This is a genomic window from Stenotrophomonas sp. STEN083 (assembly GCF_056759195.1).
Genome location: NZ_JBRRCU010000016.1, coordinates 25,046 through 49,799, shown reverse-complemented (window position 1 = coordinate 49,799; position 24,754 = coordinate 25,046). Strand labels below are relative to the sequence as shown.

Here is a 24,754-nt window from a genome sequence, read left to right as displayed (position 1 = left end):
CACCCCAACCCCTCTCCCGCAGGCGGGAGAGGGGCTCAAGCAAAGCCTCAAGCAAAACCAAAACCAAAAGCAAAAGCAAAGCCCAAAGCAAAGCCCAAAGCAAAGCTAAAGCGGCTCAACGCCAGTTGTAGTTGAACGAAACACCAATAATGCGCGGATCGTTGTAGACCGCCGCCATATAGTTCTCGATCACACCCTTGAGGTTCTTCTCGTTGGTGATGTTGCGGGCGAACGCCGCCACTTCCCAGGCACCGTAGCCGCCGGTATAGCCCACGCGCAGACCGCCTTCGAAGTTGCCCTTGGAGTAGAACTCCTTGCTGTCGTACAGCACGAACTGGGTTTCGCCCTGCTTGTTCCAATCGGTGGCGAAGAACACCGCGCCATCATCACCCACCGGGATGTCGTAGCGCGCGGCCAGATTCAAGTTGTACTTGGGCGCGTTCGGCAGTGGGTTGCCGTCGATCTGGGCGTAGACATTGCTGCCGATCTTGATGGTCGGGTCATTGACCGTACACACGACAACCCCATTCAACGCACAGACCTGCGCATACACGCGCTTGTCCTGGATCTCGCTGTGCAGCAGGCTCAGGCCGGCCGTCAGCGACAGGTTCGGGATCGGGCGCCAATCCATGTCGGCTTCCAGACCATATGCACGCGCCTTGTCGGCATTGAACAACACGCCGTTGCCGTTGGAATCGTTGCCGTTGAGCTGGATGTCGTTGACCGTGTAGGTGAAGCCACTGACATTCAAACGCAGGCGGTTGTCGAACAGGCTGCTCTTGATGCCGGCTTCCCAGGACAGGATGGTTTCCGAATCGGCAGTGGTGAAATCGGCATTGAATACCGCCGAGCGGCCCTGGATGGTCGGCCCACGGAAGCCACGTGCCACGCGTGCGTACAGGCTCAGCTCTGGGCTGACTTCGTACATCGCGCTCAGGTCCCAGCTCGGCTGGGTATCCGACATCTCGACGTTGTGGCGGCCCTTGTAGGTCACCAAGCCTGCGGCGGTGTCGGCGGTCTTCAGCAGACGCGTGCTCTTCTCGTCCTTGGTCGCGCGGACACCCGCGGTCAAGGTCAGCGCGTCGGTGGCCTTCCAGCTCACCTGGCCAAAGCCTGCCCACGAGGTATTGATGTTGCGCAGGCGCACCCAGTTGTTCGGATTGCGGGTCGGCGCGTTGAGGAACCAGGCGCGCTGGTAGAAATCGGTGGTATCACGTCCATCGAAGTAGAATGCGCCAACCTGCCACGACAGCGGTTCCGTTTCATTGGAGGCCAGACGCAGTTCCTGGGTGAACTGGTCCAGGTCCTGCACCTGGCCCATCGACTGGCCGTAACCGTTGGGCAGGCCATTGACCGGGTAGTTGGCCGCGGCACCGCCATCGGTATCACCGCGGCTGTAGCCGGAGGTGGTTTCGTAGGCGCTGATCGAGGTCAGCGTGGTGTTGCCGAAATCATAGGTGGCCTTCAGCGAGCCGCCGTGGGTCTTGTAGGCCTGCGGGTTGTTGTCGGCCTCGTCGAAGGCAACCTTGTCGCGCGGCACGTCGGTTCGATTGCTACCCTTCACCAGCGCATTGCGCAGGAACAAGGTCGAGGTGCCTTCATAGTCGCGGGTGTGCACGGAACCGAGCAGCGAGAACTGTTCGTTCGGCTTGTACAGCAGCTGCAGGCGCAGGTTGCGATCGTCGTAGCCGCCCATGGTGTCGTTCTTCGGCGTCAGCGTGCCGTCGGCGCTGGGCCCGCGATAAGTGTTGTCCACCCAATCGTCACGGTGCTGGTACAGGGTGGACACGCGGTAGGACAGCACGTCGTTGATCGCGCCACCCATGCCGCCGTCGATGGCGACGCTGTTGTAGCTGCCGTAGCTTACGTTGACCCGGCCGCTCGGGTCCTGGCTGGGCTTGGCGGTATCGAACTTGACGATGCCAGCGGTGGTGTTACGGCCAAACAAGGAGCCCTGCGGGCCGCGCAGCACTTCCACCTGATCCACGTCGTAGACCGGGTTTGACTTGAGCACCACGTGTTCCAGCACCACGTCGTCCTGGATGATGGAAACCGGCTGCGAGGCACCGAGGTAGAAGTCGATATTGCCCAGTCCACGGATGTAGAAGCGCGGGAAGATGCGCCCGGTGGTGGTTTCGGCATAGAAGCTGGGGACGCGTCCGGACAGCGCCAGCAGCGTGTCGTCGGCACCTTCGGTATAGCTACGCAGGGCTTCGCCCTGCACCACGCCCACCGACACCGGCACGTCCTGCAGGTTCTGCTCGCGGCGCTCGGCGGTGACGGTGATGGTGTCCAGCGCCGTGGCGGCGCTGCGTGCCTCGGCCGGCGCGGCGTCCTGGGCCAGCGCGGTCTGCGCGGCCAGCGGCAGGATCAGCAGCGCGCAGGCCTGGGCCAGCAGCGAGCGACGCGGAAAATCGTGGGTAACGCGGGTAACTGCAGAAGTGGTGCGGTGACGCTGCATGGAATGGCCTTGGTTGGCAGTTGATGATTGCGCACGGCCCGGATAGGGCCGATGGCGCGGCATGAGGCGCGCAGATCATCACCGCACAAGGTTGCAATTCGATGGCATTGCCAAGTTGGAAGCCCATGAAGCAGAACGCCAGCGCAGGAGCAATCGGCTCCCACGCTGGCGATGACACACTTCAATCAGTTCCTGCGCTGCAAGCGCTCAGCGCAGTTGGTCCTTCAGGAACAACCAGGTAATCAAGGTCGCATCCGGCCCCTTCGGGTCGGTGAACGGCAGGCCTGACTGGCTGCCGCTCCAGGCATGCCCCATCCCATGCACGAGATAGTCCTGGACCAGAGTCTTGCCGCCGTAGGTGTAGTTCTTGACCGTATAAGCGCGACCACCCGGCACCTGCCCCGCAACGGTGCTGGTCGGCACGTATTTGACCGAATCATTGTCCAGCCCGTCATCGGCCAGATCATTGGTCTGCAGGAACTGACGCACTGCCTGCTGCCCGTTTACCGGATTGACCGTTGCATCGGCGCTGCCATGGAACACCAGCACCGGCAGCGGGCGCGGCGACGGCGAGCCCGAGCACTGCCAGGCAAGCTTGCCATTGCTCTCCGGCGAATAGATGCTGCCCGCCAACAATGCATAGGCGCTGCCGGATACGGTGGTGGCGCCCTTGTACATGCCGCCGGAATGGATGGCACCGGCTGCGAACACATCCGAATAGCAGGCGAGCATGATCGAGGTCATCGCGCCGCCAGCGGAAATGCCGGTGACGTAGACCCGGCGCGGATCGACGGCGTAGCCGGCCTTCACCGCATCGACGATCCCGGCCAGGATCGAGGCCTCACCACTGCCACGTGCCTGGTTGATCGGCAACTGCCAGTTCCAGCAGCGCGTCGGGTTGGACGTAACGTTCTGCCGCGGATAGACCACGATGAAGCCCTCGACGTCGGCGACATCATTGAAGCCCGAGGCTTCGCCCATCAGGTTGGGCCCATTGACGCAGCCATGCAGCACCAGCAGTACCGGCAGCGGCTTGCTTGCCTCATAGCCAGCCGGAACCCAGACCTGATACTCGCGGCTACCGAAAAGGTTGCCATACAGACCGAAATCCCAATGGCCTGCAGTGCTTTGCGCAAACGCGCTGCCCGTCGCCAGCCAGCTACACAGCAGCAGTAGAACAGCCTTGATTGAAACGATTCCAGATTTCATAGCCAGATCCTCATGCGTGAGTCGTGGATGAAGTCGTACCGGAAGTCCTCGCGAACCAGCCGCCAGGGTGTTGCACCGCCGCCGTCAAACCCAGCCGGTGGCGTAATAGATGCCGATCACCACGAACACCGCCAGCGTCTTGATGATGGTCACAGCGAAAATGTCCTTGTAGGCCTGCCGGTGTGTCAGCCCCGTCACCATCAGCAAGGTGATGACGGCGCCGTTGTGCGGCAGGCTGTCCATGCCGCCGGAGGCCATCGAGGCGACACGGTGCAGCACTTCCATCGGGATGCCTGCCGCCTGCGCGTTCTCGATGAAAGTCTCTGACATCGCTGCCAAGGCGATGCTCATGCCGCCGGAGGCAGAGCCGGTGACGCCGGCCAGGCCGGTCACGGTAACGGCTTCGTGCAGCAACGGGTCCTTGATCGAGCCCAAGGCATTGGCCACCACCATGAAACCGGGCAACGCTGCGATCACTGCGCCAAAACCATACTCCGAGGCAGTGTTCATCGCCGCCAGCAAGGCGCCGCTGATCGCGGTCTTGGTGCCATCGGCAAACTGGGTCACCACCGGGCGCCATGCCAGCACCATCACCGACAGGATGCCCACCAACAACGCGCCCTCTACTGCCCAGATCGCAGCAATTTTGGGGACCTCCTGCACAACCGGCGCGGACTTGCCGAGGATGGACGGCACGAAGCTGTGCTCGGCGCCATACCAATGCGGGATACCCAGTGTGAACAGCTTGTTTGATACGAACACCAGCAACAGCGGCAACACCGCGATGCCCGCATGCGCCAGGTTGGTACCAGTGAACGGCGTCGGCTCATTGACCAACGTCGCCGGATCGCCATAGCCCTCACCCTTACGCACGGCAACACGGCGGCGCCATTCCAGGTAGGCCATGCCCACCGCCAGCACGAAGATGCTGCCGAGGATGCCGAGCACCGGAGCGGCCCAGGTATCGGTGCCGAAGAACGTTGTCGGAATGATGTTCTGGATCTGCGGGGTACCCGGCAGCGCATCCATGGTGAAGCTGAAACCGCCGACCGCCAGCGTCGCTGGAATCAGCCGCTTGGGGATATTGCTCTGGCGGAACATCTCGGCGGCAAACGGATAGACCGCGAACACGACCACGAACAACGACACGCCACCGTAAGTGAGCAGGCCGGACACCAGCACAATCGACAGCATCGCCCGTTGCGGGCCGAACAACCGGATCGCCGCGCCAACAATCGATTTGGAAAACCCGGACAACTCAATCAGCTTGCCGAACACCGCGCCCAGCAGGAACACCGGGAAATACAGCTTCAGGAAACCGACCATCTTGTCCATGAACAAGCCGGTGAACATCGGCGCCACCAGCGACGGGTCGGTCAGCAGCACCGCACCGAGTGCGGCGATGGGCGCGAACAGGATCACGCTGTAACCGCGGTAGGCCACCAGCATGAGGAAGCCCAGCGCTGCAAGTACGATCAGTAACGACATACGGCGCTTCCGAATGAGGAGGCGCTCAGTATCCTGATCTGATCGCCGCTGCCGACTGGACCTAGGTCCACTCGCTGGTACACAGACACCCCGCTAGCCTTGGCTCCGAGGGTGGCATACGGCCATCTACAACGTACTTGCCTGGGGAGGACCGAATGAAGCGGAATTGTTTGAGCCTGATGATCGGCGCGCTGTTGGCCTCCGGGCCGGTATTGGCACAGGAAGCACAACCGGCTGCGGCGATGGAAGGCAAGGCCGCTTCGGCCACCAACCTGGACAGCATCACCGTCACCGCACGCAAGCGCGAGGAAACCCTGCAGGAAGTGCCGGTCGCGGTCACCGCCTTCACCTCCGAAGCGCTGGACAAGTTGAACGTGCAGGACATCGCCGATCTCGACTCGCAGGTACCCAACCTGACCATCTATGCGGCGCGCGGCGCCAGCAGCACGGTCACCGCGTACATCCGCGGCGTCGGCCAGTCCGATCCCACCTGGGGCGCGGACCCGGGCGTTGGCATCTACCTGGATGACGTCTACATCGCGCGACCGCAGGGTGCGCTGCTGGACGTGTTCGACGTCTCCCGCATCGAAGTACTGCGCGGCCCGCAGGGCACGCTATACGGCAAGAACACCATTGGCGGCGCGATCAAGTACATCTCACGCGGCCTGCCGACACAGGTCGAGGGCTATGCCCAGATCACCGCCGGCAACTACAACCAGCTTGATGCCAAGGCGGCGATCGGCGGCCCGCTGGGTGGCGCCGACAGCGGCCTGCGCGGGCGCATCGCGGTGGCCAGCATGAACCGCGACGGCTTCGGCGAAAACACCTTCAATGGCCAGCCGATCAGCGACAAGCAGATCAATGCCGCGCGCTTGAACCTGGGTGCGTACGCAGGTGATGACTTCGATGTGCAGTTCGCCCTGGACTGGATCGACGACCAGTCCGGCATGCGTGGCTCGAAGATGCTGGCACCGAACCCGTTCACCCCGGCCTACCCGCCGATGGATGACCGCTACGACATCCGCTCGGGCATGCAGAACCTCAACAGCGTCGAGACCAAGGGTGCCTCGGCCACGGTCAACTGGCGGCCGAACGACGACATTGCACTGAAGTACGTGGTCGCCAAGCGCGAGTCAGACAGCCACTCCAACATCGACTTCGACACCACGCCGGTCAAGCTGGCCGACGTCGGCGGCTTCTACGAGGACAGCCAGGTCAGCAACGAGCTGCAGTTGAACTACGATGCCGGCGGCCGTGTGCGCGGCGTGGTTGGCTTGTACCAGTTCAGCGGTGAAGCTGGCGGTCAGATCCGCAACAACTTCTTCAACCTGCAGTTCGGCGATACCCGCGGCAAGGTGCTGACCGACAGCATCGCGCTGTACGCGGACTGGACCTTCGACCTGACCAACAAACTCAAGCTCGATGTCGGTGCCCGCTACACCGATGAGGACAAGCGCGCGATCGTGTTGAACCGTTTCTACTCCGATGCGACCTTCACCCGTCCGATCGCGGTTGCCGCGGACTTCGACAAGACCACCAACTTCAAGAACGTCTCGCCGAAGGTGTCGCTGGATTACCAGATCACCCCGGACATCATGGTTTACGGCCTGGCAACACGCGGCTTCAAATCCGGCGGCTACAACATCCGTGCCAATGCCGTGGCCGTACCGCGCTCGGCCGAGCCGTTCGATGACGAGACCGTCGACAGCTTCGAGATCGGCAGCAAGATGGGCTTCCTCGATTCGCGCCTGTTCCTGAACCTGTCGGCCTTCCACAACAAGTACAAGGACATCCAGCTGTCGGTGTTCACCGGCATCGACACCAATGGTGACGGCGTCAACGATGCCTTCTTCGGCGACTTCACCAATGCCGGCAAGGGCACCGTCAATGGTCTGGAAGTCGAATACCAGTTCCTGCCGACCGCCAACTGGCTGATCTCCGGCAACCTGGCCTGGCTGGACACCAAGTACGACGAATACATGGACCGTGGTGTCAACGTTGCCGACCAGATGAAGTTCACCAACGCACCGGATTTCTCGGGTGCGCTGAACGTGGAATACCGCACCGAGCTGGCCAATGGCAGCAACCTGTCCGCACGCGTGGGTTACAGCTACCAGAGCGAAGTGTGGCCGACTACCGACCTGAGCCCGGTGATCCGCCAGGACGGCTACGGGCTGGTCAATGCCGGCGTGATCTGGAAGCTCAATGACGCCTGGACCTTCTCGCTGCAGGGCACCAACCTGGCCGACAAGGAATACCGCACCACCGGCTACAACATCCCGGCGGTCGGCACCCTGATCGGCTTCTATGGCCCGCCGCGCCAGTACAGTCTCAGCGTCCGCTACGATTTCTAGGAAACACCTGCATGACCCAGTCTTACGATGATCTGTACTGGAACAGCAACGATGGCCTGCGCCTACACGCGCGCGACCATGCACCGGCCGCGGGACAATCGCCCCGCGGCACGGTGGTCTGCGTTCCCGGCCTGACCCGCAACGCCGCTGATTTCGATGCGCTGGCCAAAACGCTGACTGATGTCGGCTGGCGCGTGCTTGCGGTCGACCTGCGTGGCCGTGCGGGTTCGGCACGTGCGCCCGACCCGACCAGCTACAACCCGCGCACCTACGCCGATGACATGGTGGCGCTGCTGCGTTCGCAGAACATCGCCAAGGCGGTGTTCATCGGCACCTCGCTGGGCGTGCTGGTCACCATCACCCTGGCCTCGCGCGCACCGGAGCTGATCGCTGCAGCGGTACTCAACGACGCCGGCCCCAAGGTGCCACGCGAAGCTTTGGCGCGGATCGGAAAATATGCAGGCAAGCCCTTGCCACCAATGGATCTGGAGCAGGCAGCCGCCTACGCCGAATCCATCGGCAAGGCATCCTTCCCGCGCTTCACCGCCGAAGACTGGCGGGCGATGGCCTCACGCAGCTTCCGCCAGCGCGACGACGGCCTGCTGGAACTGGACTATGACCCGGCCATCATCCGCACCACCCGGCCGTGGGTGCTGTGGCTGCTGCGGCCGGTATTGTGGCGCGCGGTGCGCGGACTGACCTCACGGGTGCCGGTACTGGTGGTGCGTGGTGCACTGTCCGATATCCTGCCTGCCGATGTTGCCCAGCAGATGGCGGCTACGTCGCCAAACGCCAGCCTGGTCGTCGTGCCGGATGTTGGTCACGCACCGACCTTGTCCGAGCCCGAGGCGCGTGATGCGATCATGGCCCTGCTTGGACGCCTGCAATGAGCGCCGGTGACACGACCAGGGAATTGCCGGAAGCCCTGCAGGCACTGCAGCAATGGGCCGCAGCCGAACGCCTTGGCAAGCCCACCCACATCGCGCAGGCGCGCATCGTTGCCTTCGCCGAGGCCACCGGTGACCACAACTGGATCCACGTTGATCCGGTCCGTGCGCAGGCAGGTCTGCCGGGCGGGACGACCATCGCCCATGGCTTCCTGCTGCTCTCGCTCACGGTCGAAGAAGATGTGGCCGCCCTGGTCGGCTTCCCCGGCATCGCCCACGTACTGAACTACGGTTTGAACAAAGTGCGCTTTCTGGCGCCGGTTCCCAGTGGCTCCGACATCCGCGTGCGCTCACGCTTGGTTTCACTGGAGCCGCGCCAGCCCGGGCAATGGCTGCTGACCCAGCACAAGAGCGTGGAACTGCAGCCCGGCGGCGAGGTGGCATTGGCCGCTGAGCAGCTGTCACTGATCGTGATCGCGCCCTGACGCATACCAGCACAGCAAGCAGCCGGCCGGCATCCAGCACGCCGGCCACGGTTCTCTCTACACTGGAGCGATGTTGACGCCCTCCATCGTCCTGTTCGCCTGCATCGCGTGGACCGTGCTGCTGTTCGGCGTCGCCCTGTGGGGTGAGCGCCAAGGCCATCGTCTCGGCAGGATCTGGCCTGCCATCTACGCATTGTCGTTGGGCGTGCACTGCACCGCGTGGACGTATTACGGAGCCGCCTCGCAGGGCGTGCAATGGGGCTTCCCGATTCCGCCGACCTTGATCGGCATGGCGCTGATCTTCGCCTTGGGTCTGCCCTTCCTCGCGCGCCTGGGCCGGCTGGCAAAACAACACAACAGCGCCACCATCGCCGACTTGGTGGTCGCGCGGCTGCGCACCGATCAGGGCCTGGGCGTGACCATCACCCTGGTTGCGCTGTTCGGCATCGTTCCCTATATCGCGCTGCAACTTAAGGCTGTCAGCCAGGGACTCAGTGCGTTGCTGGGCGACCAGTTCGCCGCCAGCGGCTGGCAGCTGGACATGTCGTTCTGGTTTGCGCTGACGATGGCTGCGTTCACCATGCTGTTCGGCGCGCGCAAGGCCTCGGCCACCGAGCACAACCGCGGCATCGTGGTGGCGCTGGGGCTGGAGTCGCTGCTGAAGCTCGCAGCATTGCTCGCGATTGGCTTGTATGCGGCAATCTCGGTGCATCGCGCCGGCACGCTGCTGCTGGAAAAGATGGCGCATCTGCCGCCACCAGCGGTTATCCCTGATTTCATCACCATGGTCGCGTTGGGCGCGATGGCGGCGTTCACCCTGCCCCATCAGTTCCATGTCGGCGTGGTCGAGCTGCGCCAATCCTCCGACCTGAAAACTGCCCGCTGGTTGTTCCCGCTCTACCTGCTATTGATCGGCCTGCCCTCGGTGCCGATGGCATTGTCTGGTGCCGCGCAGCTCGGAGCCTCGGTATCGCCTGATTTGTACGTACTGGCCTTGCCGCAGCAACGCGGCCATCACCTGCTGGCGCTGCTCGCCTACCTGGGCAGCTTGAGCGCAGCCACCGGCATGATGATCCTGTCCGGCCTGACCTTGTCGATCATGCTCGGCAACCACGGCTTTGGCTCGCATCTGCTCGGCGGGATGAACGGCGGCGGCAACGATGCCGGTGCCGATCTGCGCCCGCGCGTGCTGGCCTTCCGTCGCGCCGGCATCCTCGCCGTGTTCCTGATGTCGTGGCTGTACAGCCGCGCCATGAGCGGCACCGAGGCACTCAGCGATTTCGGGTTGATGTCGTTCACCGCCCTGTCGCAATTGGCGCCGGCGGTGCTGCTTGCGGTGTATCGGCCGCGCACGCCCTCGCCTGCGATCATGGCGGGCATCGTGCTGGGCTCGCTGGTCTGGCTGTGGCTGGTGTTGCTGCCGATGGTGATCCCGGCACCCGATCCAACAACCGGCGGCGAAGGGTTGCACTGGCTGGCGCTGTTCTCGCTGCGCATGCAACCCGGCCACATCGCCATCAGCATGAGCGCCAGCCTGGCGGTCAACCTGATCACCGTTGCGCTGGTGTCACGCGCGATCCGCCCATCGCTGCCACTGCAGAAAGACGCCGTGGCCGCGGCATCCATGCGCAAGACCGCCGGCCGCTTCCTCGGGCCGGAGCGGGCGCGGCAATTGATGGATGGGCATGCCGGGCAGATGCTGGATGACGACCGGGTCACGGCCATCGAACGCGAGCTGACCGCCGTGGTCGGCGCAGGCATGGCGCGGCTGTTGGTCGAGGCCGCGCGTGACGGCGGCGCCGCGCCGCTGGATGCGGTCACCCGTGCCGTCGGTGAAGCAACGCAGGCACTGCGTTTCAACCAGCGCCTGCTGGAAGCCGCATTGGAAAACATGAGCCAGGGCATCAGCGTGGTCGATGCCCAGCTGCAGCTGGTGGCCTGGAACAGCCGCTATGCCGCGCTGTTCAAATTTCCGCCCGAACTGCTGCAGGTCGGGCAGCCGGTCGCCAATCTCACTGCATGGGCCTTGGGCGAACTGAAGATCGGCGAGGCCCCGGGTGACAACGTCGGCAAGGCGCTGAACCGTCGCATCGCGCATATGCGCCGTGGCACGCCGCATCTGTCCGAACGGATCTTCCCCGACAACACCATCGTCGAAATCCGTGGCAACCCGATGCCCGGCGGCGGCTACGTCGCCACCTTCACCGATGTCACCGCCTTCCGCATGGCCGAGGATGCGCTCAAGCGCAGCAACGAGACCCTGGAGCTGCGCGTGCAGGACCGCACCGCGCGACTGGAGCAGGCCGTGCACGAAGCCGAACGTGCGAACGTGGCCAAGACGCGCTTCCTGACCGCGGTCGGCCACGACCTGATCCAGCCGCTGCACGCCGCGCAGCTGCTCACCGATGCGATGTCACAGCACATCGAATCGGAGTTCCTGGACAGCTTCCTGCGCCAGATCCGCGGCGCATTGGACTCGACCGACGACCTGCTGTCGGGCCTGCTGGATATTTCGCGACTGGAAGCGGGTGGGCTGGTCGCCGACCCGCGTCCGTTCGCCTTGTCGACCGTACTTGATCCCTTGGCACAGGAATTCGCCGTGCTGGCAGCCGCGCGCGGCCTGCAGTTCCGCTACGTGCGCAGCCGTGTCTGGGTACACAGCGATCCGCTGTTGCTGCGCCGCGTGCTGCAGAACTTCCTCGCCAACGCCATCCGCTACACCCGCAGCGGTGGCGTGCTGCTCGGCGTGCGTAGCCATGGCGAAAAGCTGGTAATCAGCGTGCACGACAGCGGTCCAGGTATCACGCCCGAGCAGCAGAGCGTCGTGTTCGAGGAATTCCATCGGGGCGACCGCAGCAATGGCCAAGGCCTCGGCCTGGGCCTGGCGATTGCGCACCGTATCGCTGGCCTGCTGCATGCACCGCTGGCACTACACAGCGTGGTCAACCGCGGTTCGGCGTTCTCCATCACGGTGGCACGCGCAAGCCCGCCGCCGGCCACACGCAACGACGCGCCCTCGGGCGGCACCAGCACCATCAAAGGCACCCGCGTGCTGGTGGTCGACAACGATACGGACGCGCTGCAGGCGATGCGGCAGCTGCTGCTTTCATGGGGTTGCGAGGTAAGCGCGTACAGCGACGCCAGCGAGATCGGTGCATCCGCACAGGAGGCGGACCTGTGGTTGTTCGACTACCACCTCGACGACGGTGACACCGGCGTCCAGCTGTGGAAGCGCCTGGACGGCGCACGCAGGCAGCGGCCGACCGTCATCCTCAGCGCAGACACCGGCAGTGATACCCGCGAGGCAGTACGCGAAGTTGGGCTGTCGCTATTGAACAAGCCGTTCAAGCCACTGGCGCTGCGCTGGGCGATCAACCACCTGCTGGCTACGCGCAGCACCGTCGCAAGCTGACCCGAAGCAGGCACCGCGGGATCCGCTGATGGGCCAGCGCCGTATCGCGAATCAGGCGTCCTGCGTCTCTTCAATCTGCCGCGACGGATCGTTCAGACCCATCTCGTGCAGTACGCGGATCGCCTGCGCGCGGTTGCGTACACCGAGCCGGCCCATGATGCGGGTCATATGTGCCTTGATCGTGCGCAGCTGCACGCCAAGTCGATCGGCGATCTGTTTGTTGAGCAGCCCTTCGGCCACCAGGCTCAGTACCTTGTACTGGTGCGCGGACAAGCTGGCCAAGCGCGCCGCCAGATCCGCATCCTTGCTGAAAGGCGCAACCCGCGCCACGGTTTCGCGCAGCATCGCCGGTATCCAGCGCTCACCATCGAGCACGGTCTGCAAGGCCTGCTGCAGGTCCACCAGCCCTGAGCTCTTGGGCAGGTAACCGGCAGCACCCAGATCGATGGCGCGGCGGATCACATGCGGCTCTTCATTGGCCGAGACGATGATGATCGCCAGCCCCGGCTGCAGGGCGCGGATCGTCGCCAGACCGGCAAGGCCGTGGTTGCCCGGCATGTGCAGGTCCAGCAGCATCAGGTCGATCTGCTGGCCCTCGATCGCCTCCAGCACACTGTCCAGCGAATCGGCTTCGCTGATCTGCAGGTCATCAACCGCCTCTTCGGCCGCCCGGTGCAAGGCGGCGCGGAACAAGGGGTGGTCATCGGCAATGAGCAGGGTCGGCATGTCCAGGCGAGGTTAGCAAATTAGCCAGCGACCGGGCACGGGTACCTAGGTACGCTGGCACATACACACTGGCTTGTTAGTGTGTGGCAATGAACATCCCCCGCCCCGTTACCCTGCTTTGCGCCGCGCTGCCGCTGTTGGGCTGCGTTTCCGTCGCCCAGGCCGCCACGCCCGGCCCTGCCGCTGCCGCACCCGTGTTCGAGCAATGGCGCGAAACCGAGCACCGCGGCAGCGATGATCTGCTGACCGCCGGCCTGGGACTCGATGGCCTGCGCGTTGCCACCGCTCCGGCATTCGCCAGCGCGGCCCAGCCGACCGCCGAAGAAGCACGCCGTCGCGCCATCTGGAGCAGCTGGCGCGGCATCGCCGACCTCACCCCCGGCGGTGGCTTCGGCGATGTGTACGGCAACCTGCAGGCTGCGCCGGGCCGGGAGTTCTCGGCCTATGCGCGCATCCCCGGCACCCGCCAGCCGCATCGCGTGCTGGTGCAGGTTCCCGACAATTTCGATCCGGCAAAGCGCTGCCTGGTAGCGGCGGCCTCCTCCGGTTCGCGCGGCATCTACGGCGCGATTTCGGTTGCTGGCAGTTGGGGCCTGGCCCACGGCTGCGCCGTCGCCTATACCGACAAGGGCACCGGCAGCGACTATTACGATCTGGACGCCAGGAGCGGCTTCCAGGCCGACGGCACGCCTGCGACGCATGGCGCACTGGCCTTCGCTCCGACCGATACCAACGCGGCGCATGGCATCGCCTTCAAACACGCCCATTCCGGTGACAGCCCGGAAGCAGACTGGGGCCGGCATCTGCTGCAGGCGCTGCAGTTCGGCCTGCAGGCGCTGGACCGCGCCTATCCGCAATCCGCACCGTTCACCCCTGCCAATACCCGCACGCTGGGCGCAGGTGTTTCCAATGGCGGTGGCGCGGTGCTGCGCGCAGCGGAGATCGCAGGCGACTGGTTCGATGCGATGGTCGCAGGCGAGCCAAATGTCTCGGTGGCCGGCTCACCGCCGCTCTATGACTTCGTCACCCAATCCGCACTGTTGATGCCCTGCGCGCTGCTTGCGCTGGATGATCTGCCGCAGCCGCCGGTGCAGGCACAGGCAGCACCGGCATGGACGCAGCGCTGTGCCATCCTGAAATCGGCCGGGCTGGTGCAAGGCGATGACACCGCCGCACAGGCACAGTCGGCACGCCAGCAACTCGCCGACGCCGGGCTCAGCGATGGCGCGCTGCGCGCCGGTGCATTCTCGACCGGCTTTGACCTGTGGCGCGCAATCGCGGTGACCTATGCATCGGCTTATGGGCGCTACGGCGCGGGCGAACATCCCTGCGCTTACAGCTACTCTGCTGTCGGTGCGGATGGCAAGCCCGTTGCTGCGACCGCCGAGCTGCGCGCAAGCTGGTGGAGCGAAGGCAGCGGCATTCCGCCCGGCAGTGGCGTGGTGCTGGTGGACGGCAATGCCGCCCAGTCGGCGGATGATCCACTGCGCGGGCTGAACTGCCTGCGCACACTCGGCACGGGCGACAGTACCGATGCCAAGCGCGTACGCGCAGGCATCGCCAACGCTGCCGCCAAGGCGCCGCGTCGCGGCCTGCCGATCGTGGTCATCCACGGCACCGACGATGGGCTGGTGCCGATCAGCATGACCAGCGACCGCTATGTGCCACTTGCACGCAAGGCGGGTGCGCAGATCAGCTATTGGCGGGTGAGCAATGGCCAGCACTTCGACTCGCTGCTGGCCTTCCCGGACTACCGCAAGCGCTATGTGCCGCTGCTTCCCTACATGTTCGCGGCGATGGATCAGGTGTGGGATCACCTTGAGAATCCAGCACACGCACTGCCGCAGGATGCCTTGATCCAACCAACGCCGCGTGCGGAAACGCCGTTGCAGCGCGCGCAGCTGTCCGTTCCCGCAACCTCCGGCCGCTGACGCGCTGGCAACCAGGATATACAGATGTCATTTGCAGCCGACGCAAGTTCCGCCGAATCCAGCGCCTACGCCTATCCGCTGCTGATCAAGCAGCTGCTGCACACACCGCTGGCGATCAATCCCGATCAGGAGATCGTCTACGGCGACAGGGTCCGCTACAGCTACCGCACGTTGCAGGCGCGCATCGGCCAGCTGGCTGGGTTGCTGACGTCACTGGGCGTGAAGCCCGGCGACACCGTGGCAGTGATGGACTGGGACAGCAACCGCTACCTGGAGAGCTACTTCGCCGTGCCGATGATCGGCGCGGTGCTGATGACGGTGAACATCCGTCTGGCCCCGGAGCAGATCGCCTATACCCTGAATCACAGCGGTGCGCGGGTGATCCTGGCCAACCGCGAGTTCCTGCCGGTGCTGGAGAGCATTGAAGAGCAGCTGCCGGACCTGCGCACGCGGGTGCTGCTGGACGATGAAGCAGGCCCGCTGCCTGCAGGTTTCGTCACCGAGTACGAAGCAGGTCTGCGCAGCGCCGAGCCGGTCCGCAACTTCCCGGACTTCGACGAAAACACCCGCGCCACCATGTTCTATACGACCGGCACCACCGGTCTTCCCAAGGGCGTGTTCTTCAGCCATCGCCAGCTTGTCCTGCACTCATTGGCGGCGATGGCCGCGCTGGGCAGTGCGCCCAAGCAGGGCCGGCTGCATCGCGACGATGTCTACATGCCGATCACGCCGATGTTCCATGTGCACGCCTGGGGCATGCCATATGTGGCCACGCTGCTGGGCATCAAGCAGGTCTACCCGGGCCGCTACCTGCCGGGCAAGCTGCTGGAACTTATTGCGCGCGAGAAGGTGACGTTCTCGCATTGCGTGCCGACCATCCTGCACATGCTGCTGGGCGATCCTGCCGCAGCAGATACCGATCTACGCAGCTGGAAGGTCATCATCGGCGGTGCCGCACTTCCACGTGCCTTGGCGCAGCAGGCCTTGGCGCGCGGCATCGATATCTTTGGCGGCTACGGCATGTCCGAAACCTGCCCGCTGCTCACCCTCGCCCAGATCGATGTGGATGCCCTGGCTGGCACCGATGAGGAGCTGTCGCTGCGTACCAAGGCCGGTATTCCGGTACCGCTGGTGGAGTTGCGCATCGTCGATGAAGCCATGAACGAAGTCGCCCACGACGGCATCGCTACCGGCGAAGTGGTGGTGCGCGCGCCGTGGCTCACCCAGGGTTACCTAAACAATCCAGAGGCCTCGGAAACCTTGTGGGCAGGCGGCTATCTGCATACCGGCGACATCGGCAACATCGATGGCGGCGGCTACCTGCGCGTCACCGACCGCATCAAGGACGTGATCAAGACCGGCGGCGAATGGATTTCCTCACTCGCGCTGGAGGACATCATCGCCATGCACCCGGCGGTCAACGAAGTCGCGGTGATCGGCATTGCCGATGCCAAATGGGGCGAACGCCCGTTGCCGTTGGTGGTCAGGCACGCAGGCGGTGAGGTCAGCGAAGCCGAGATCATCGAGCTGGTCGCCGCACGCAGCCGCGCAGGCGATATCTCCCGCTACGCAATCCCCGACCGCGTCAGCTTCGTCGATGCGATAGAACGCACCAGCGTCGGCAAGATCAACAAGAAGAAACTGCGCAGCCTGCATGACCTACCTGCCGATACAGGCGGCAGTTGATCCTGGAACAGCACGGACGCCTTTCTGCGATAGATTCAACTACAGCGCGCCGCGGCATGTTTAGTCTTCACAGCTGAGTGGCTACTTTGGGTCACATGGCGCCCACCGGCTAAAAGCTGTCGCTGACATCAGCGATCTTGGCTCGGCCGAGCGGAACCGGATCGCCAGAACCCAAAAAAACAAAGCACCGCGCGCGACAGGCGCTCCAGGGCATGGGAGCTGCGGGTAGACTATTTCTTCGGCGCGCTGAAAATGAAACCGCCCTTGGCGGTACGGGTCACGACGTACCTCTGTCCAACGACGGCCACACTCTTACTCGCAAAATCTCGCAAGGAGTTCTTTTCGGACACGGTTAGCATCCGAGCGTGGGATGAGGTATCGGGCTTCTGATTCGGTGAGGTGCTCGAATCCAAAACCGAAAACCTGCCTCCACCAATTTTCAAGATCATTGTCATGAGTACGTCTCAATTCGGCCAGAGTTGCCGGCTGCAGTGCAAGAATAGCCGAAACAGCCTTGCCCGTAAGTGAAGTGACGCCCAAGACCCGCCCGCCCGCGGCCAACACGTGTCCCCGTAGGTTGGCCAAGGTCGCCCCTTGTCCGATGAAATCGTCGACCAACACGTAGTTCTGGTCCGGGTCAGATATCCCTTCGAACAGAGGCTGGAAGGCCAGCCGGTAGTAGCCATCCTTCTTAGTCCGTCCCACGACGTTGGATTGGATGACACGGGTTTCGATGGGCCAGCCGAGGGCAGCACCGACCTGCTGCGCGAGGACAAGGGGGATGGCATTCGTGCCATGGGCTTCCTCAGCCACCACCGGCAAGAGCACCGGCTGGGCCTGCCCAAAGCCACTCAGTTCGGTGAGGATGACCTGGTTGAGAGTGGCCTGCACGAGCTCGACAGCCGCATCCAGATCGCCCGCCTTAGCATCCGCGTAGCGTGGATGCCCACGCACCTTCATTTCGTCGGATTGATGAATTAGCACGCATGCCTCATCCGCGCCCCATGGGGCGCGGCGAGGACAGAAAGGAGCGACGGGGGGCGGATTCATATGGAAGCTATTGTGCCAGTACAAACCGCATCCGCTGCGTTCAAAACATCAAAACGGATATCCCAACGCAGAGGATCAAGCAGACCACCGAGCTTCCGGCATAGCGGTCCGAGGGACGGGCGACATCCGCTCTGGGTCAGAATGAGACAATTGGCGTGACCGCTAAGCCAGCAAAAGGCATTTGAGTTTCGGGAGTCGATAGATGGATTCGCGAGAACCACAGGTCAGTCCGGTAGACCTCACTTTTTACTACTGTTCTGGTCTTTTGGCACAAGAGTCTCGCTCTATGCCTAGGCCTACAGAGGTCGTGCTCAGCCGCCCTCCGGCGTAGCCGCCTTGTAAACCGGCTCGCCATCAACCCAGGTCGACAGCACCTTCAGGTCATCAAGCTGGTCGGCGGCGACTTTCAACGGGTCGCGATCCAGCACCACGAAGTCCGCTCGCAGCCCGCGCTGCAGCTTGCCGACCTGCGCTTCGTCATGGCCAGCCCAGGCCGCGTCGCTGGTGAAGCCACGCAACGCTTCAGCAGCGCTCAGGCGCTGCTCCGGCTGCCAACCACCCGGCGGCTGGCCATCGCGGTCCTGACGGGTCACTGCCGCATACAGGCCCAGCCGCGGATCGACCTGCTCAACCGGGAAGTCAGAACCCAGCGCCAGACGCGCGCCGCTATGCAGTAAACGCTGCCACGCATAGGCACCGAGGATGCGCTCCGGCCCAACCCGCTGCTCGGCCCAGCCCATGTCCGAGGTGGCATGGGTCGGCTGCATCGAGGCGATCACACCGAGCTTGGCGAAACGCGGGATGTCCTGCAGCGACACCACCTGCGAGTGTTCGATGCGCCAGCGGTGATCCGCGCCCTTGTGCGAGCCCAGCACCTTCTCGTAGGTATCCAGCACGATGCGGTTGCCGCGGTCACCGATGGCGTGGGTGGCGACCTGCACCTTGCAGCCATCGGCCTTGCGCACCGCCACTTCGAATTCCTCCGGCGAGGTCATCAGCAGGCCGTGGTTATGCGGGTCGTCGCTATAAGCGTTGAGCAGGGCTGCGCCACGGCTGCCCAGCGCACCATCCATGTACAGTTTGACCCCGCGCATCTGCAGGCGGCCGCCAGGATGGGCGTACAGGCCGGTCTTGCACAGGTCCTCCAGCGCTTCGTTGTTGCCATCGGCATAGGCGTCGATGCGCAGCGGCAGCTTGCCCTGGTCGGCCAGACGCTTCATCAGCGTCAGGTCCTCGCGCGACACGCCCATGTCATGCACACCGGTCAGACCATTGCTGACTGCCGCCTGCAGCGCAGCCTGCAAGCGCTTTTCGCGCGAAGCGTCATCCAGTGCCGGAATCTGCGAATAGACCAGCGACGCCGCACCATCGACCAGCACGCCGCTCGGCTTGCCAGCGGCATCGCGGAGAATGCGCCCGCCCTCCGGCTGCCAGTCACCGGACAACGACTTGCCCGCCTTCTCGGCGATACCGATGGCGGCGCTGTTGACCCAGCCGGCATGGCCGTCGATGCGCTCCAGATAGACCGGACGCTGCGGGAACGCCGCATCCAGATCGGCGGCGGTGGGGAAATCTGTGTTGTCCCAGCGGTTCTGGTCCCAGCCGCGGCCCAGCAGCCACTCACCGGGCGCCAGGGTCTTCTCGAAAGCCTTCAACCGCTCCAGCACTTCGCCACGATTGCGTGCACCGGTGAGGTCGGCCTGCATCAAGGTGTTGCCCAGGCCCATGATGTGGGCATGGGCATCGATCAGCCCGGGCACCACGGTCGCGTCACCCACATCGATACGCGGTGCCTGCGGATACAACTGCAGCAGCGCATCGGCGCTGCCCACATCCAGTACCTTGCCACTGTCACTTTCCCAGGCGATGGCGCCGACCACCGGCTGCGCTGGGTCGCCGGTGCGGATGGTATCGGCCACCAGCAGCTTGACCTCGGCCTGGGCCGGAATTGCATGCAGGCAAGGGAGCAACAGGGCTACACAGGCAATACGACGCATCAGGCACTCTCCGCAACGGAATGCGTGGACTATGCCGTCATCGGCCAAGCCTGACAAACCGTGCCCCGCACCTCATAAGGGCAGAAACACCCGCTGCGCTCAGTCGGCGCTTACATCGACGCGTACGCGGATCTGCTCGCCCGGGTGGTAATCGCGATGCGTGCGGTATTGCCGGCCAGCGTATTCGTAGGTGACGTTGTAACCGTCCACCCGCTCGCTCTCGCTGCCATAGCCAGTGGGCTCGCACACGCGCACGTCACCTCGCTGGTAGGTAGGCCGGTTGCTGGCCTCATAGATGGCGCGACCGGCAGCGCCGCCGGCAATGGTGCCGACCGCGGTACCCAGGTAACGACCATCCCCGCCGCCGATACGGCTGCCGAGCACCGCACCAGCCAGGCCACCGATCACCGTCGCCCACTGGCGACCGCTTTCGTTGCCCTGCCGGTACTGGCCATTGTCGTAGCCACGCTGGTCATAGCCATCATTCCGATAGCCGTTGTTGTTACCGTAGCCGTTGTTGCCATAGCCGCCGGCCTGATAACCATTGCTGTTATCCACATAACCGCCATCGTTGCGCTCATAGCAGCGCTCGTTGCGGCCCTGGCTGCCGTTGACGATGACCGGATCCACCCGCACCACCCGCGCGTAGTCGTACACCGCACCGTTACCGGCGTTGTCACCGCCGCGGTACTGGCCATCGTCATAGCGCGGGTCCGGCCGGTACTGGCCATCATCGTAAGAACCGTTGGGGCGGTATTGACCGTCGTCATAACGCTGCGCGGACGCGCTGAACGCGACCAGACCACCGGCAACAAGGACAGCGGCAACAGCTAGCGAGCGACTCATGGCAGTAACCACTCCGGCTGGAATGAGGAACGAGGGATGAGCGATGCTCAGGCGCGACGGGTGAAACGATCCTGAACCGGCCCGGCCAGCGTTCAGCGCTGGCCGGGCTGGAGTCCGATCAGGCCGAAAACTCGGTATCCAGGCTGATCGGCACCGCACTTAGCGCCTTGGAGACCGGACAATTCTGCTTGGCGTCATCGGCAATTGCGCGGAACCGGGTCTCGTCCAGGCCCGGCACCACCGCCTTTACCTTGAGCCGGATCTGCGACAGCTGCGGGCCACCCTCCATTGACAGGTCGACATCGGCACGCGTGTCCAACGAGGTCGGCGGGAAGCCGGCTTCGCTGAGCTTGGCCGACAGCGCCATGGTGAAGCAGCCGGCATGTGCGGCAGCAATCAGTTCTTCGGGATTGGTGCCCTTCTCATCGCCGAAGCGGCTGTTGAACGCATAGCGGGTGCTCTCCATCAAACCGCTCTGCGGCGTACTCAAGCGGCCCTGCCCGGTCTTCAGATCGCCTTCCCAGTGTGCGGTGGCGTGACGCGAAATACCCATGGTCGAACTCCTCGTGGTGGATGACCCGGCCAGCCTAAACCACAGCGTGTTAGCGGTTTGTGCGCCGCAGCCGGCGGCGTAACGGCGTGCCCGCCGAGCGCGGGCAACACCGCGTTTGATCGCAGTCCAACCCGGTTTTTGCATGACTTCCAGCACCGAATTGTTGTCCAAATGCGTCCAGAACCAATTTTTATGGGCTTTTTCTTCGATTACCTATTGGCGTCACGCAATTCATGCCCTACATTTCGCTTGCCGACGGGGTCGGCACGACCAACAACCAACCGTTCACGGAACAGGAAATCATGGCAAAGACCGCTAAAAAGGCTGCCCCGAAGAAGGCAGTGAAGAAAGTAGCTACGAAGGCTGCAACCAAGGCTGCCGCCAAGCCGGCCGCACTGAAGCCGATCAAGGAAGCACTGACCAAGTCCGGTCTGGTTGCCCACATCGCTGAAGCCACTTCGGTCGCTGCCAAGGACGTGCGCGCTGTGTTCGCCGCCCTGGAAGGCGCCGTTGCCGCCTCGGTCAACAAGAAGGGCGCTGGTTCCTTCACCCTGCCGGGCCTGCTGAAGATCTCCACCGTGAGCGTTGCTGCCAAGCCGAAGCGCAAGGGCATCAACCCGTTCACCAAGGAAGAGCAGTGGTTTGCCGCCAAGCCGGCCACCACCAAGCTCAAGGTGCGTCCGCTCAAGAAGCTCAAGGACGCTGCGCTGTAATCAGCGCGCCCCTTGGCGAATAAACGGGACGGCTCTGCCGTCCCGTTTTTTTTGCCTGATCGAAACGTGGAAAACGTTCCCATGGGTCGCAGCGTTCCGCCTGTGGCATGGGAAAAACACTGGAACACAGCGTCATGGTCCAACGCCTCGTACCGGCGCCGGAGCGGGCCTATGGTGGCCACTCCCACCGCTTCCCCACGTAGTCCACCATGTCCATCAGCAAGCATCGCTACCGAATCTCCGTCACGCCGATCGAGACTGACGGCCAGCAGTGCAGCGGCCGTTGCTCGATCGAATTTGAACAACGCAGCCAATACAACTGGATGCGCCAGCTGGAATCCGCGCAAGGCCAACGTCGACTGTCCTGCAATGAGGACGCTGGCGTGGTGGTTGTCACCGGTCTGCTGGAGACCCTGGCCGAATCTTCAGCCAAGCCCGACAGCCTGTTGAGCGCGCTGCAGCCGGAGCTCGGCCAGTTGCTGCACAAGCTCAAGCAGCTGCAGACGCCGGCGGAGTAAGCCGCTGGCAGCAAGCCGACCAGCACTTGCAGACACCCTCCATGATTGCGCGGGAGCGGAAGTCGCTTGCGCAGGCCAAGCGTAATATCGGCCTGCTGGCGCGAGCATCGCAACCGGAAAACAGCACTTCAAACGCTGATGTCGCGCCGGCACGCTTATCCGTCGCAGTGGCAAGGAGACCAGCCGGGCAGCACTTCCATCCAACGGGACCGAGCCTGCTAATTAGCCGTTCACCCGATCCGGTTATCTTGCTAGTCCAACCTGCCGCCATCACCGAGTACACCCGATGAATCTGCGTTCCCTGCTCCTCCCCAGCATCGCCCTGCTCGCCATGGCCGGTAGCGCCCATGCCGCACCACAGATCAATGGCAAGCAGTTGACCGTCGGTGCCGCCGATGTGCAGCAGTACCTGGACGGCAGCTTCCCGCGCACTCAGAAGGCACTGGGCGGACTGCTGGCGCTGACCGTGAGCCAGCCACACCTGACCCTGCCACAGGGCAGCCGCCTGGACCTGGGCTTCAACCTGGCCATGGCCGCAGGTGGTTCGTCGATGCCGGTGGGCGATGTACAGATAAGCAGCGGCCTGCGTTATGACACGCAGACCCAGGGCTTCCACCTGGATCAGCCCACCGTTGATGGCTTCCGCCCCAGTGCTGGTGGTGGTGAGTTGGATTCAAGCACCCGCAGCCTGCTCAACAGTTGGCTGGCCGACTACGCCCGACGCGAGCCGATCTACAAGATCGACCCGGCCATCGCCAAGGTGATGGGCGTACTGCAGGTGAAGTCGGTCGGCATCCAAAACGGTCGGATCGCGGTGGACTTCAACCAGAACCTGGGCAGCTTCGTGCCGCAGGGTTTGCTGGGGAATTGAGCGGCCCTTCTGTAGAAACGAAATAGGCCGCGATTGCGGCCTATTTACTTTGTTTGTAGGAGCGGCGTAAGCCGCGAAGCTAGCGAGGTGTCAGCCACCGAGCAGAGTCTTCCCTGCGGAGCTGCGCCATGATCCATTAGCAGCACCTGAGCTGGCAGTGGCTTCGCGGCTTACGCCGCTCCTACAAAACCATGCCGATCCATGCAGCGCCCCAGAGACTCAGCGCTTCGGCTGCAGCATCGTGCCGGTGCACTTGGGCGAGCCGCAACGGCATTCCCAGATCTTCTTCAGGCGCGGAGTGTGACGTTCGGCCAGGGTGATGCCGTAGTTGTAGGTCAGCTCTTCGCCGGCCTTGATGTCGCGGATGGCTTCGATGAACACCTTGTCGGCGGTGCGGTCATCGCCTTCGGCCTCTTCGATCATCGCCTCACAGCTCGGATCGCAGCTGTGATTGATCCAGCGTGCATCATTGCCCTTGTAGTTGGCATCGATGACGTAATCGTCGTTCAGGGTGAACAGAAAGGTGTGGCCGGTTTCCACATCGCCTGCGTCATCCGCGTCCACTTCGGCATGGGTACGGCGCTTGCCCTTGTATTCGATGACGCGCTCGCCCTTCTTGATCGCTGCCACGGCGAACACGCCGTTGCCGTGGATGGAGGATTTGCGTGCCTGGATCTTCTTGGGCATGTACATGGCCGGGACTTGAGTGAGGCGGTGATTCTCGCCCATCGGGCAGGACAACCCAAGCGGGGATTGGTGTGGGCCTCGGATTGCAAAGAGAAGGAGCGCCGGCAAAGGTCCAGATTGAAGCGATGCCGTGCTTAGCTCCCTCTCCCCTTGCGGGAGAGGGTTGGGGAGAGGGGTAGCTGTTGGCGCAAGACCAAAAGCATCACCAATGCCGAAACCTACCCTTTCGTGCGAGCCCACGAAACAGCAGCGGCTGCGCCGCCCCCTCTCGTGCCTTCGGCATCCTCTCCCGCAAGGGGAGAGGAAACAGCTGCAGGCCCGTGATTGGCTGGGGGTTTCTGCCAGCTGAACAGCAAAACTTGGCCCCCCGGACCAGAAAGCGTACAATTTTGGTCCACATTGATTCCCCGCCCCCGCAATGCTCCGCGTCACCAAGCTCACCGATTACGCCACCGTCGTCCTGACCGTGCTTGCCGCACGGCCAGCCGAAGTGTTGAGCGCGACCGATCTGGCTGAAGCCGCCGGATTGGAGCCGCCCACCGTCAGCAAGCTGCTCAAGCCGCTGGCCCAGGCCGGTCTTGTTGAAGGCCTGCGCGGCGTGCATGGCGGTTACCGGCTTACCCGCCCCGCCTCCGAGATCACCCTGATCGAGATCCTGGAAGCAATGGAAGGCCCCTTGGCCATCACCGAATGCAGCCAGGAGCAGAGCCAGTGCGGGCTTGCCGGGCAGTGCGGTGTGCGCTCCAACTGGCGGCTGATCAATGACGTGGTTTCCGATGCCCTGCGCGGCGTCACCCTCGCGCAGATGCTGCACCCCTTACCGCTTGCCGACCGTCGACGCATCAGCGCCGACGTCGTCTCCTGAACAACCGTAGGCAGC

Annotated in this window: 19 protein-coding genes; 10 read left to right on the top strand and 9 right to left on the bottom strand. The window is 63.7% G+C overall.

Features of this window, described 5'->3' with window-relative positions; translation table 11 throughout:
• Positions 1 to 115: 115 nt before the first annotated feature.
• The 3 genes from ACVOK8_RS07355 to ACVOK8_RS07345 all read right to left on the bottom strand — a co-directional run bounded on the left by ACVOK8_RS07355 (position 116) and on the right by ACVOK8_RS07345 (position 5,158).
• Positions 116 to 2,461 (bottom strand): TonB-dependent receptor, encoded by a 2,346-nt coding sequence (locus ACVOK8_RS07355; protein WP_481566258.1) that lies wholly within the window; start codon positions 2,459 to 2,461, stop codon positions 116 to 118.
• A 207-nt stretch (positions 2,462 to 2,668) separates the two neighbouring features.
• Positions 2,669 to 3,670: an extracellular catalytic domain type 1 short-chain-length polyhydroxyalkanoate depolymerase gene (locus tag ACVOK8_RS07350; RefSeq protein WP_481566257.1), complete on the bottom strand. Its 1,002-nt coding sequence runs from the start codon at positions 3,668 to 3,670 to the stop codon at positions 2,669 to 2,671.
• Between the two features lie 84 nt (positions 3,671 to 3,754).
• A complete protein-coding gene (locus tag ACVOK8_RS07345; protein ID WP_481566256.1) occupies positions 3,755 to 5,158 on the bottom strand; it encodes a GntP family permease in 1,404 nt (467 codons plus the stop codon).
• A 155-nt stretch (positions 5,159 to 5,313) separates the two neighbouring features.
• Between ACVOK8_RS07345 and ACVOK8_RS07340 the strand changes: the two genes are divergently transcribed.
• The 4 genes from ACVOK8_RS07340 (at position 5,314) to ACVOK8_RS07325 (ending at position 12,296) form a co-directional block, all read left to right on the top strand.
• Positions 5,314 to 7,512: a TonB-dependent receptor gene (locus ACVOK8_RS07340; RefSeq protein ID WP_481566255.1), complete on the top strand. Its 2,199-nt coding sequence runs from the start codon at positions 5,314 to 5,316 to the stop codon at positions 7,510 to 7,512.
• 11 nt (positions 7,513 to 7,523) lie between these two features.
• Positions 7,524 to 8,402 (top strand): alpha/beta fold hydrolase, encoded by an 879-nt coding sequence (locus ACVOK8_RS07335; protein ID WP_481566254.1) that lies wholly within the window; start codon positions 7,524 to 7,526, stop codon positions 8,400 to 8,402.
• On the top strand, positions 8,399 to 8,884 hold the full coding sequence (locus ACVOK8_RS07330) for a MaoC family dehydratase (RefSeq protein WP_481566253.1): 486 nt from the start codon (positions 8,399 to 8,401) through the stop codon (positions 8,882 to 8,884). Before ACVOK8_RS07335 ends, ACVOK8_RS07330 begins: the two co-directional genes overlap by 4 nt.
• Before the next feature lie 70 nt (positions 8,885 to 8,954).
• Positions 8,955 to 12,296 carry a hybrid sensor histidine kinase/response regulator gene (locus ACVOK8_RS07325; RefSeq protein WP_481566252.1) on the top strand — a complete coding sequence of 1,114 codons (3,342 nt, stop codon included), beginning with the start codon at positions 8,955 to 8,957 and terminating at the stop codon, positions 12,294 to 12,296.
• A gap of 51 nt (positions 12,297 to 12,347) precedes the next feature.
• On the opposite strand, the gene ACVOK8_RS07320 is transcribed toward ACVOK8_RS07325, so the two are convergent.
• Entirely contained in the window at positions 12,348 to 13,022 is a 675-nt protein-coding gene (locus ACVOK8_RS07320; protein ID WP_481566251.1) for a response regulator transcription factor, read from the bottom strand.
• Between the two features lie 89 nt (positions 13,023 to 13,111).
• Here ACVOK8_RS07320 and ACVOK8_RS07315 point away from each other — a divergent pair, with 89 nt between their 5' ends.
• The gene (locus ACVOK8_RS07315) at positions 13,112 to 14,953 is read left to right on the top strand and encodes a 3-hydroxybutyrate oligomer hydrolase family protein (RefSeq protein WP_481566250.1); all 1,842 of its coding nucleotides are present in this window, start codon (positions 13,112 to 13,114) and stop codon (positions 14,951 to 14,953) included.
• Between the two features lie 24 nt (positions 14,954 to 14,977).
• The gene (locus ACVOK8_RS07310; protein WP_481566249.1) at positions 14,978 to 16,639 is read left to right on the top strand and encodes a fatty acid--CoA ligase; all 1,662 of its coding nucleotides are present in this window, start codon (positions 14,978 to 14,980) and stop codon (positions 16,637 to 16,639) included.
• A 312-nt stretch (positions 16,640 to 16,951) separates the two neighbouring features.
• Here the strand turns inward: ACVOK8_RS07310 and ACVOK8_RS07305 are convergent, their stop codons facing one another.
• The 4 genes from ACVOK8_RS07305 to ACVOK8_RS07290 all read right to left on the bottom strand — a co-directional run bounded on the left by ACVOK8_RS07305 (position 16,952) and on the right by ACVOK8_RS07290 (position 21,085).
• A complete protein-coding gene (locus tag ACVOK8_RS07305; protein WP_481566248.1) occupies positions 16,952 to 17,623 on the bottom strand; it encodes a phosphoribosyltransferase in 672 nt (223 codons plus the stop codon).
• Between the two features lie 377 nt (positions 17,624 to 18,000).
• The gene (locus tag ACVOK8_RS07300) at positions 18,001 to 19,686 is read right to left on the bottom strand and encodes an amidohydrolase (protein WP_481566247.1); all 1,686 of its coding nucleotides are present in this window, start codon (positions 19,684 to 19,686) and stop codon (positions 18,001 to 18,003) included.
• Positions 19,687 to 19,785: 99 nt separating this feature from the next.
• Positions 19,786 to 20,532 carry a glycine zipper 2TM domain-containing protein gene (locus tag ACVOK8_RS07295; RefSeq protein ID WP_481566246.1) on the bottom strand — a complete coding sequence of 249 codons (747 nt, stop codon included), beginning with the start codon at positions 20,530 to 20,532 and terminating at the stop codon, positions 19,786 to 19,788.
• Positions 20,533 to 20,650: 118 nt separating this feature from the next.
• Complete coding sequence (locus ACVOK8_RS07290; RefSeq protein WP_481566245.1) at positions 20,651 to 21,085, bottom strand: OsmC family protein; 435 nt, start codon at positions 21,083 to 21,085, stop codon at positions 20,651 to 20,653.
• A gap of 302 nt (positions 21,086 to 21,387) precedes the next feature.
• Between ACVOK8_RS07290 and ACVOK8_RS07285 the strand changes: the two genes are divergently transcribed.
• The 3 genes from ACVOK8_RS07285 to ACVOK8_RS07275 all read left to right on the top strand — a co-directional run bounded on the left by ACVOK8_RS07285 (position 21,388) and on the right by ACVOK8_RS07275 (position 23,187).
• Positions 21,388 to 21,798, top strand: a complete 411-nt coding sequence (locus ACVOK8_RS07285; protein WP_481508646.1) for an HU family DNA-binding protein — start codon at positions 21,388 to 21,390, stop codon at positions 21,796 to 21,798.
• A gap of 209 nt (positions 21,799 to 22,007) precedes the next feature.
• The gene (locus ACVOK8_RS07280; RefSeq protein ID WP_481566244.1) at positions 22,008 to 22,316 is read left to right on the top strand and encodes a DUF3861 family protein; all 309 of its coding nucleotides are present in this window, start codon (positions 22,008 to 22,010) and stop codon (positions 22,314 to 22,316) included.
• Positions 22,317 to 22,602: 286 nt separating this feature from the next.
• Positions 22,603 to 23,187 (top strand): YceB family lipoprotein, encoded by a 585-nt coding sequence (locus tag ACVOK8_RS07275; protein WP_481566243.1) that lies wholly within the window; start codon positions 22,603 to 22,605, stop codon positions 23,185 to 23,187.
• Between the two features lie 219 nt (positions 23,188 to 23,406).
• On the opposite strand, the gene ACVOK8_RS07270 is transcribed toward ACVOK8_RS07275, so the two are convergent.
• Complete coding sequence (locus ACVOK8_RS07270; RefSeq protein ID WP_303749196.1) at positions 23,407 to 23,874, bottom strand: SET domain-containing protein; 468 nt, start codon at positions 23,872 to 23,874, stop codon at positions 23,407 to 23,409.
• 418 nt (positions 23,875 to 24,292) lie between these two features.
• Here ACVOK8_RS07270 and ACVOK8_RS07265 point away from each other — a divergent pair, with 418 nt between their 5' ends.
• A complete protein-coding gene (locus ACVOK8_RS07265; RefSeq protein WP_057627263.1) occupies positions 24,293 to 24,739 on the top strand; it encodes an SUF system Fe-S cluster assembly regulator in 447 nt (148 codons plus the stop codon).
• Positions 24,740 to 24,754 lie beyond the last annotated feature (15 nt).

Excerpts from the sequence above, each read along its gene's own strand:
- ACVOK8_RS07290 (WP_481566245.1), bottom strand. The coding sequence starts at position 21,085 with ATGGGTATTTCGCGTCACGCCACCGCACACTGGGAAGGCGATCTGAAG.
- ACVOK8_RS07295 (WP_481566246.1), bottom strand. The coding sequence starts at position 20,532 with ATGAGTCGCTCGCTAGCTGTTGCCGCTGTCCTTGTTGCCGGTGGTCTG.
- ACVOK8_RS07350 (WP_481566257.1), bottom strand. The coding sequence starts at position 3,670 with ATGAAATCTGGAATCGTTTCAATCAAGGCTGTTCTACTGCTGCTGTGT.
- ACVOK8_RS07300 (WP_481566247.1), bottom strand. The coding sequence starts at position 19,686 with ATGCGTCGTATTGCCTGTGTAGCCCTGTTGCTCCCTTGCCTGCATGCA.
- ACVOK8_RS07280 (WP_481566244.1), top strand. The coding sequence starts at position 22,008 with ATGTCCATCAGCAAGCATCGCTACCGAATCTCCGTCACGCCGATCGAG.
- ACVOK8_RS07325 (WP_481566252.1), top strand. The coding sequence starts at position 8,955 with ATGTTGACGCCCTCCATCGTCCTGTTCGCCTGCATCGCGTGGACCGTG.
- ACVOK8_RS07320 (WP_481566251.1), bottom strand. The coding sequence starts at position 13,022 with ATGCCGACCCTGCTCATTGCCGATGACCACCCCTTGTTCCGCGCCGCC.
- ACVOK8_RS07265 (WP_057627263.1), top strand. The coding sequence starts at position 24,293 with ATGCTCCGCGTCACCAAGCTCACCGATTACGCCACCGTCGTCCTGACC.
- ACVOK8_RS07330 (WP_481566253.1), top strand. The coding sequence starts at position 8,399 with ATGAGCGCCGGTGACACGACCAGGGAATTGCCGGAAGCCCTGCAGGCA.
- ACVOK8_RS07335 (WP_481566254.1), top strand. The coding sequence starts at position 7,524 with ATGACCCAGTCTTACGATGATCTGTACTGGAACAGCAACGATGGCCTG.
- ACVOK8_RS07285 (WP_481508646.1), top strand. The coding sequence starts at position 21,388 with ATGGCAAAGACCGCTAAAAAGGCTGCCCCGAAGAAGGCAGTGAAGAAA.
- ACVOK8_RS07270 (WP_303749196.1), bottom strand. The coding sequence starts at position 23,874 with ATGCCCAAGAAGATCCAGGCACGCAAATCCTCCATCCACGGCAACGGC.
- ACVOK8_RS07340 (WP_481566255.1), top strand. The coding sequence starts at position 5,314 with ATGAAGCGGAATTGTTTGAGCCTGATGATCGGCGCGCTGTTGGCCTCC.
- ACVOK8_RS07275 (WP_481566243.1), top strand. The coding sequence starts at position 22,603 with ATGAATCTGCGTTCCCTGCTCCTCCCCAGCATCGCCCTGCTCGCCATG.
- ACVOK8_RS07345 (WP_481566256.1), bottom strand. The coding sequence starts at position 5,158 with ATGTCGTTACTGATCGTACTTGCAGCGCTGGGCTTCCTCATGCTGGTG.
- ACVOK8_RS07310 (WP_481566249.1), top strand. The coding sequence starts at position 14,978 with ATGTCATTTGCAGCCGACGCAAGTTCCGCCGAATCCAGCGCCTACGCC.
- ACVOK8_RS07355 (WP_481566258.1), bottom strand. The coding sequence starts at position 2,461 with ATGCAGCGTCACCGCACCACTTCTGCAGTTACCCGCGTTACCCACGAT.
- ACVOK8_RS07315 (WP_481566250.1), top strand. The coding sequence starts at position 13,112 with ATGAACATCCCCCGCCCCGTTACCCTGCTTTGCGCCGCGCTGCCGCTG.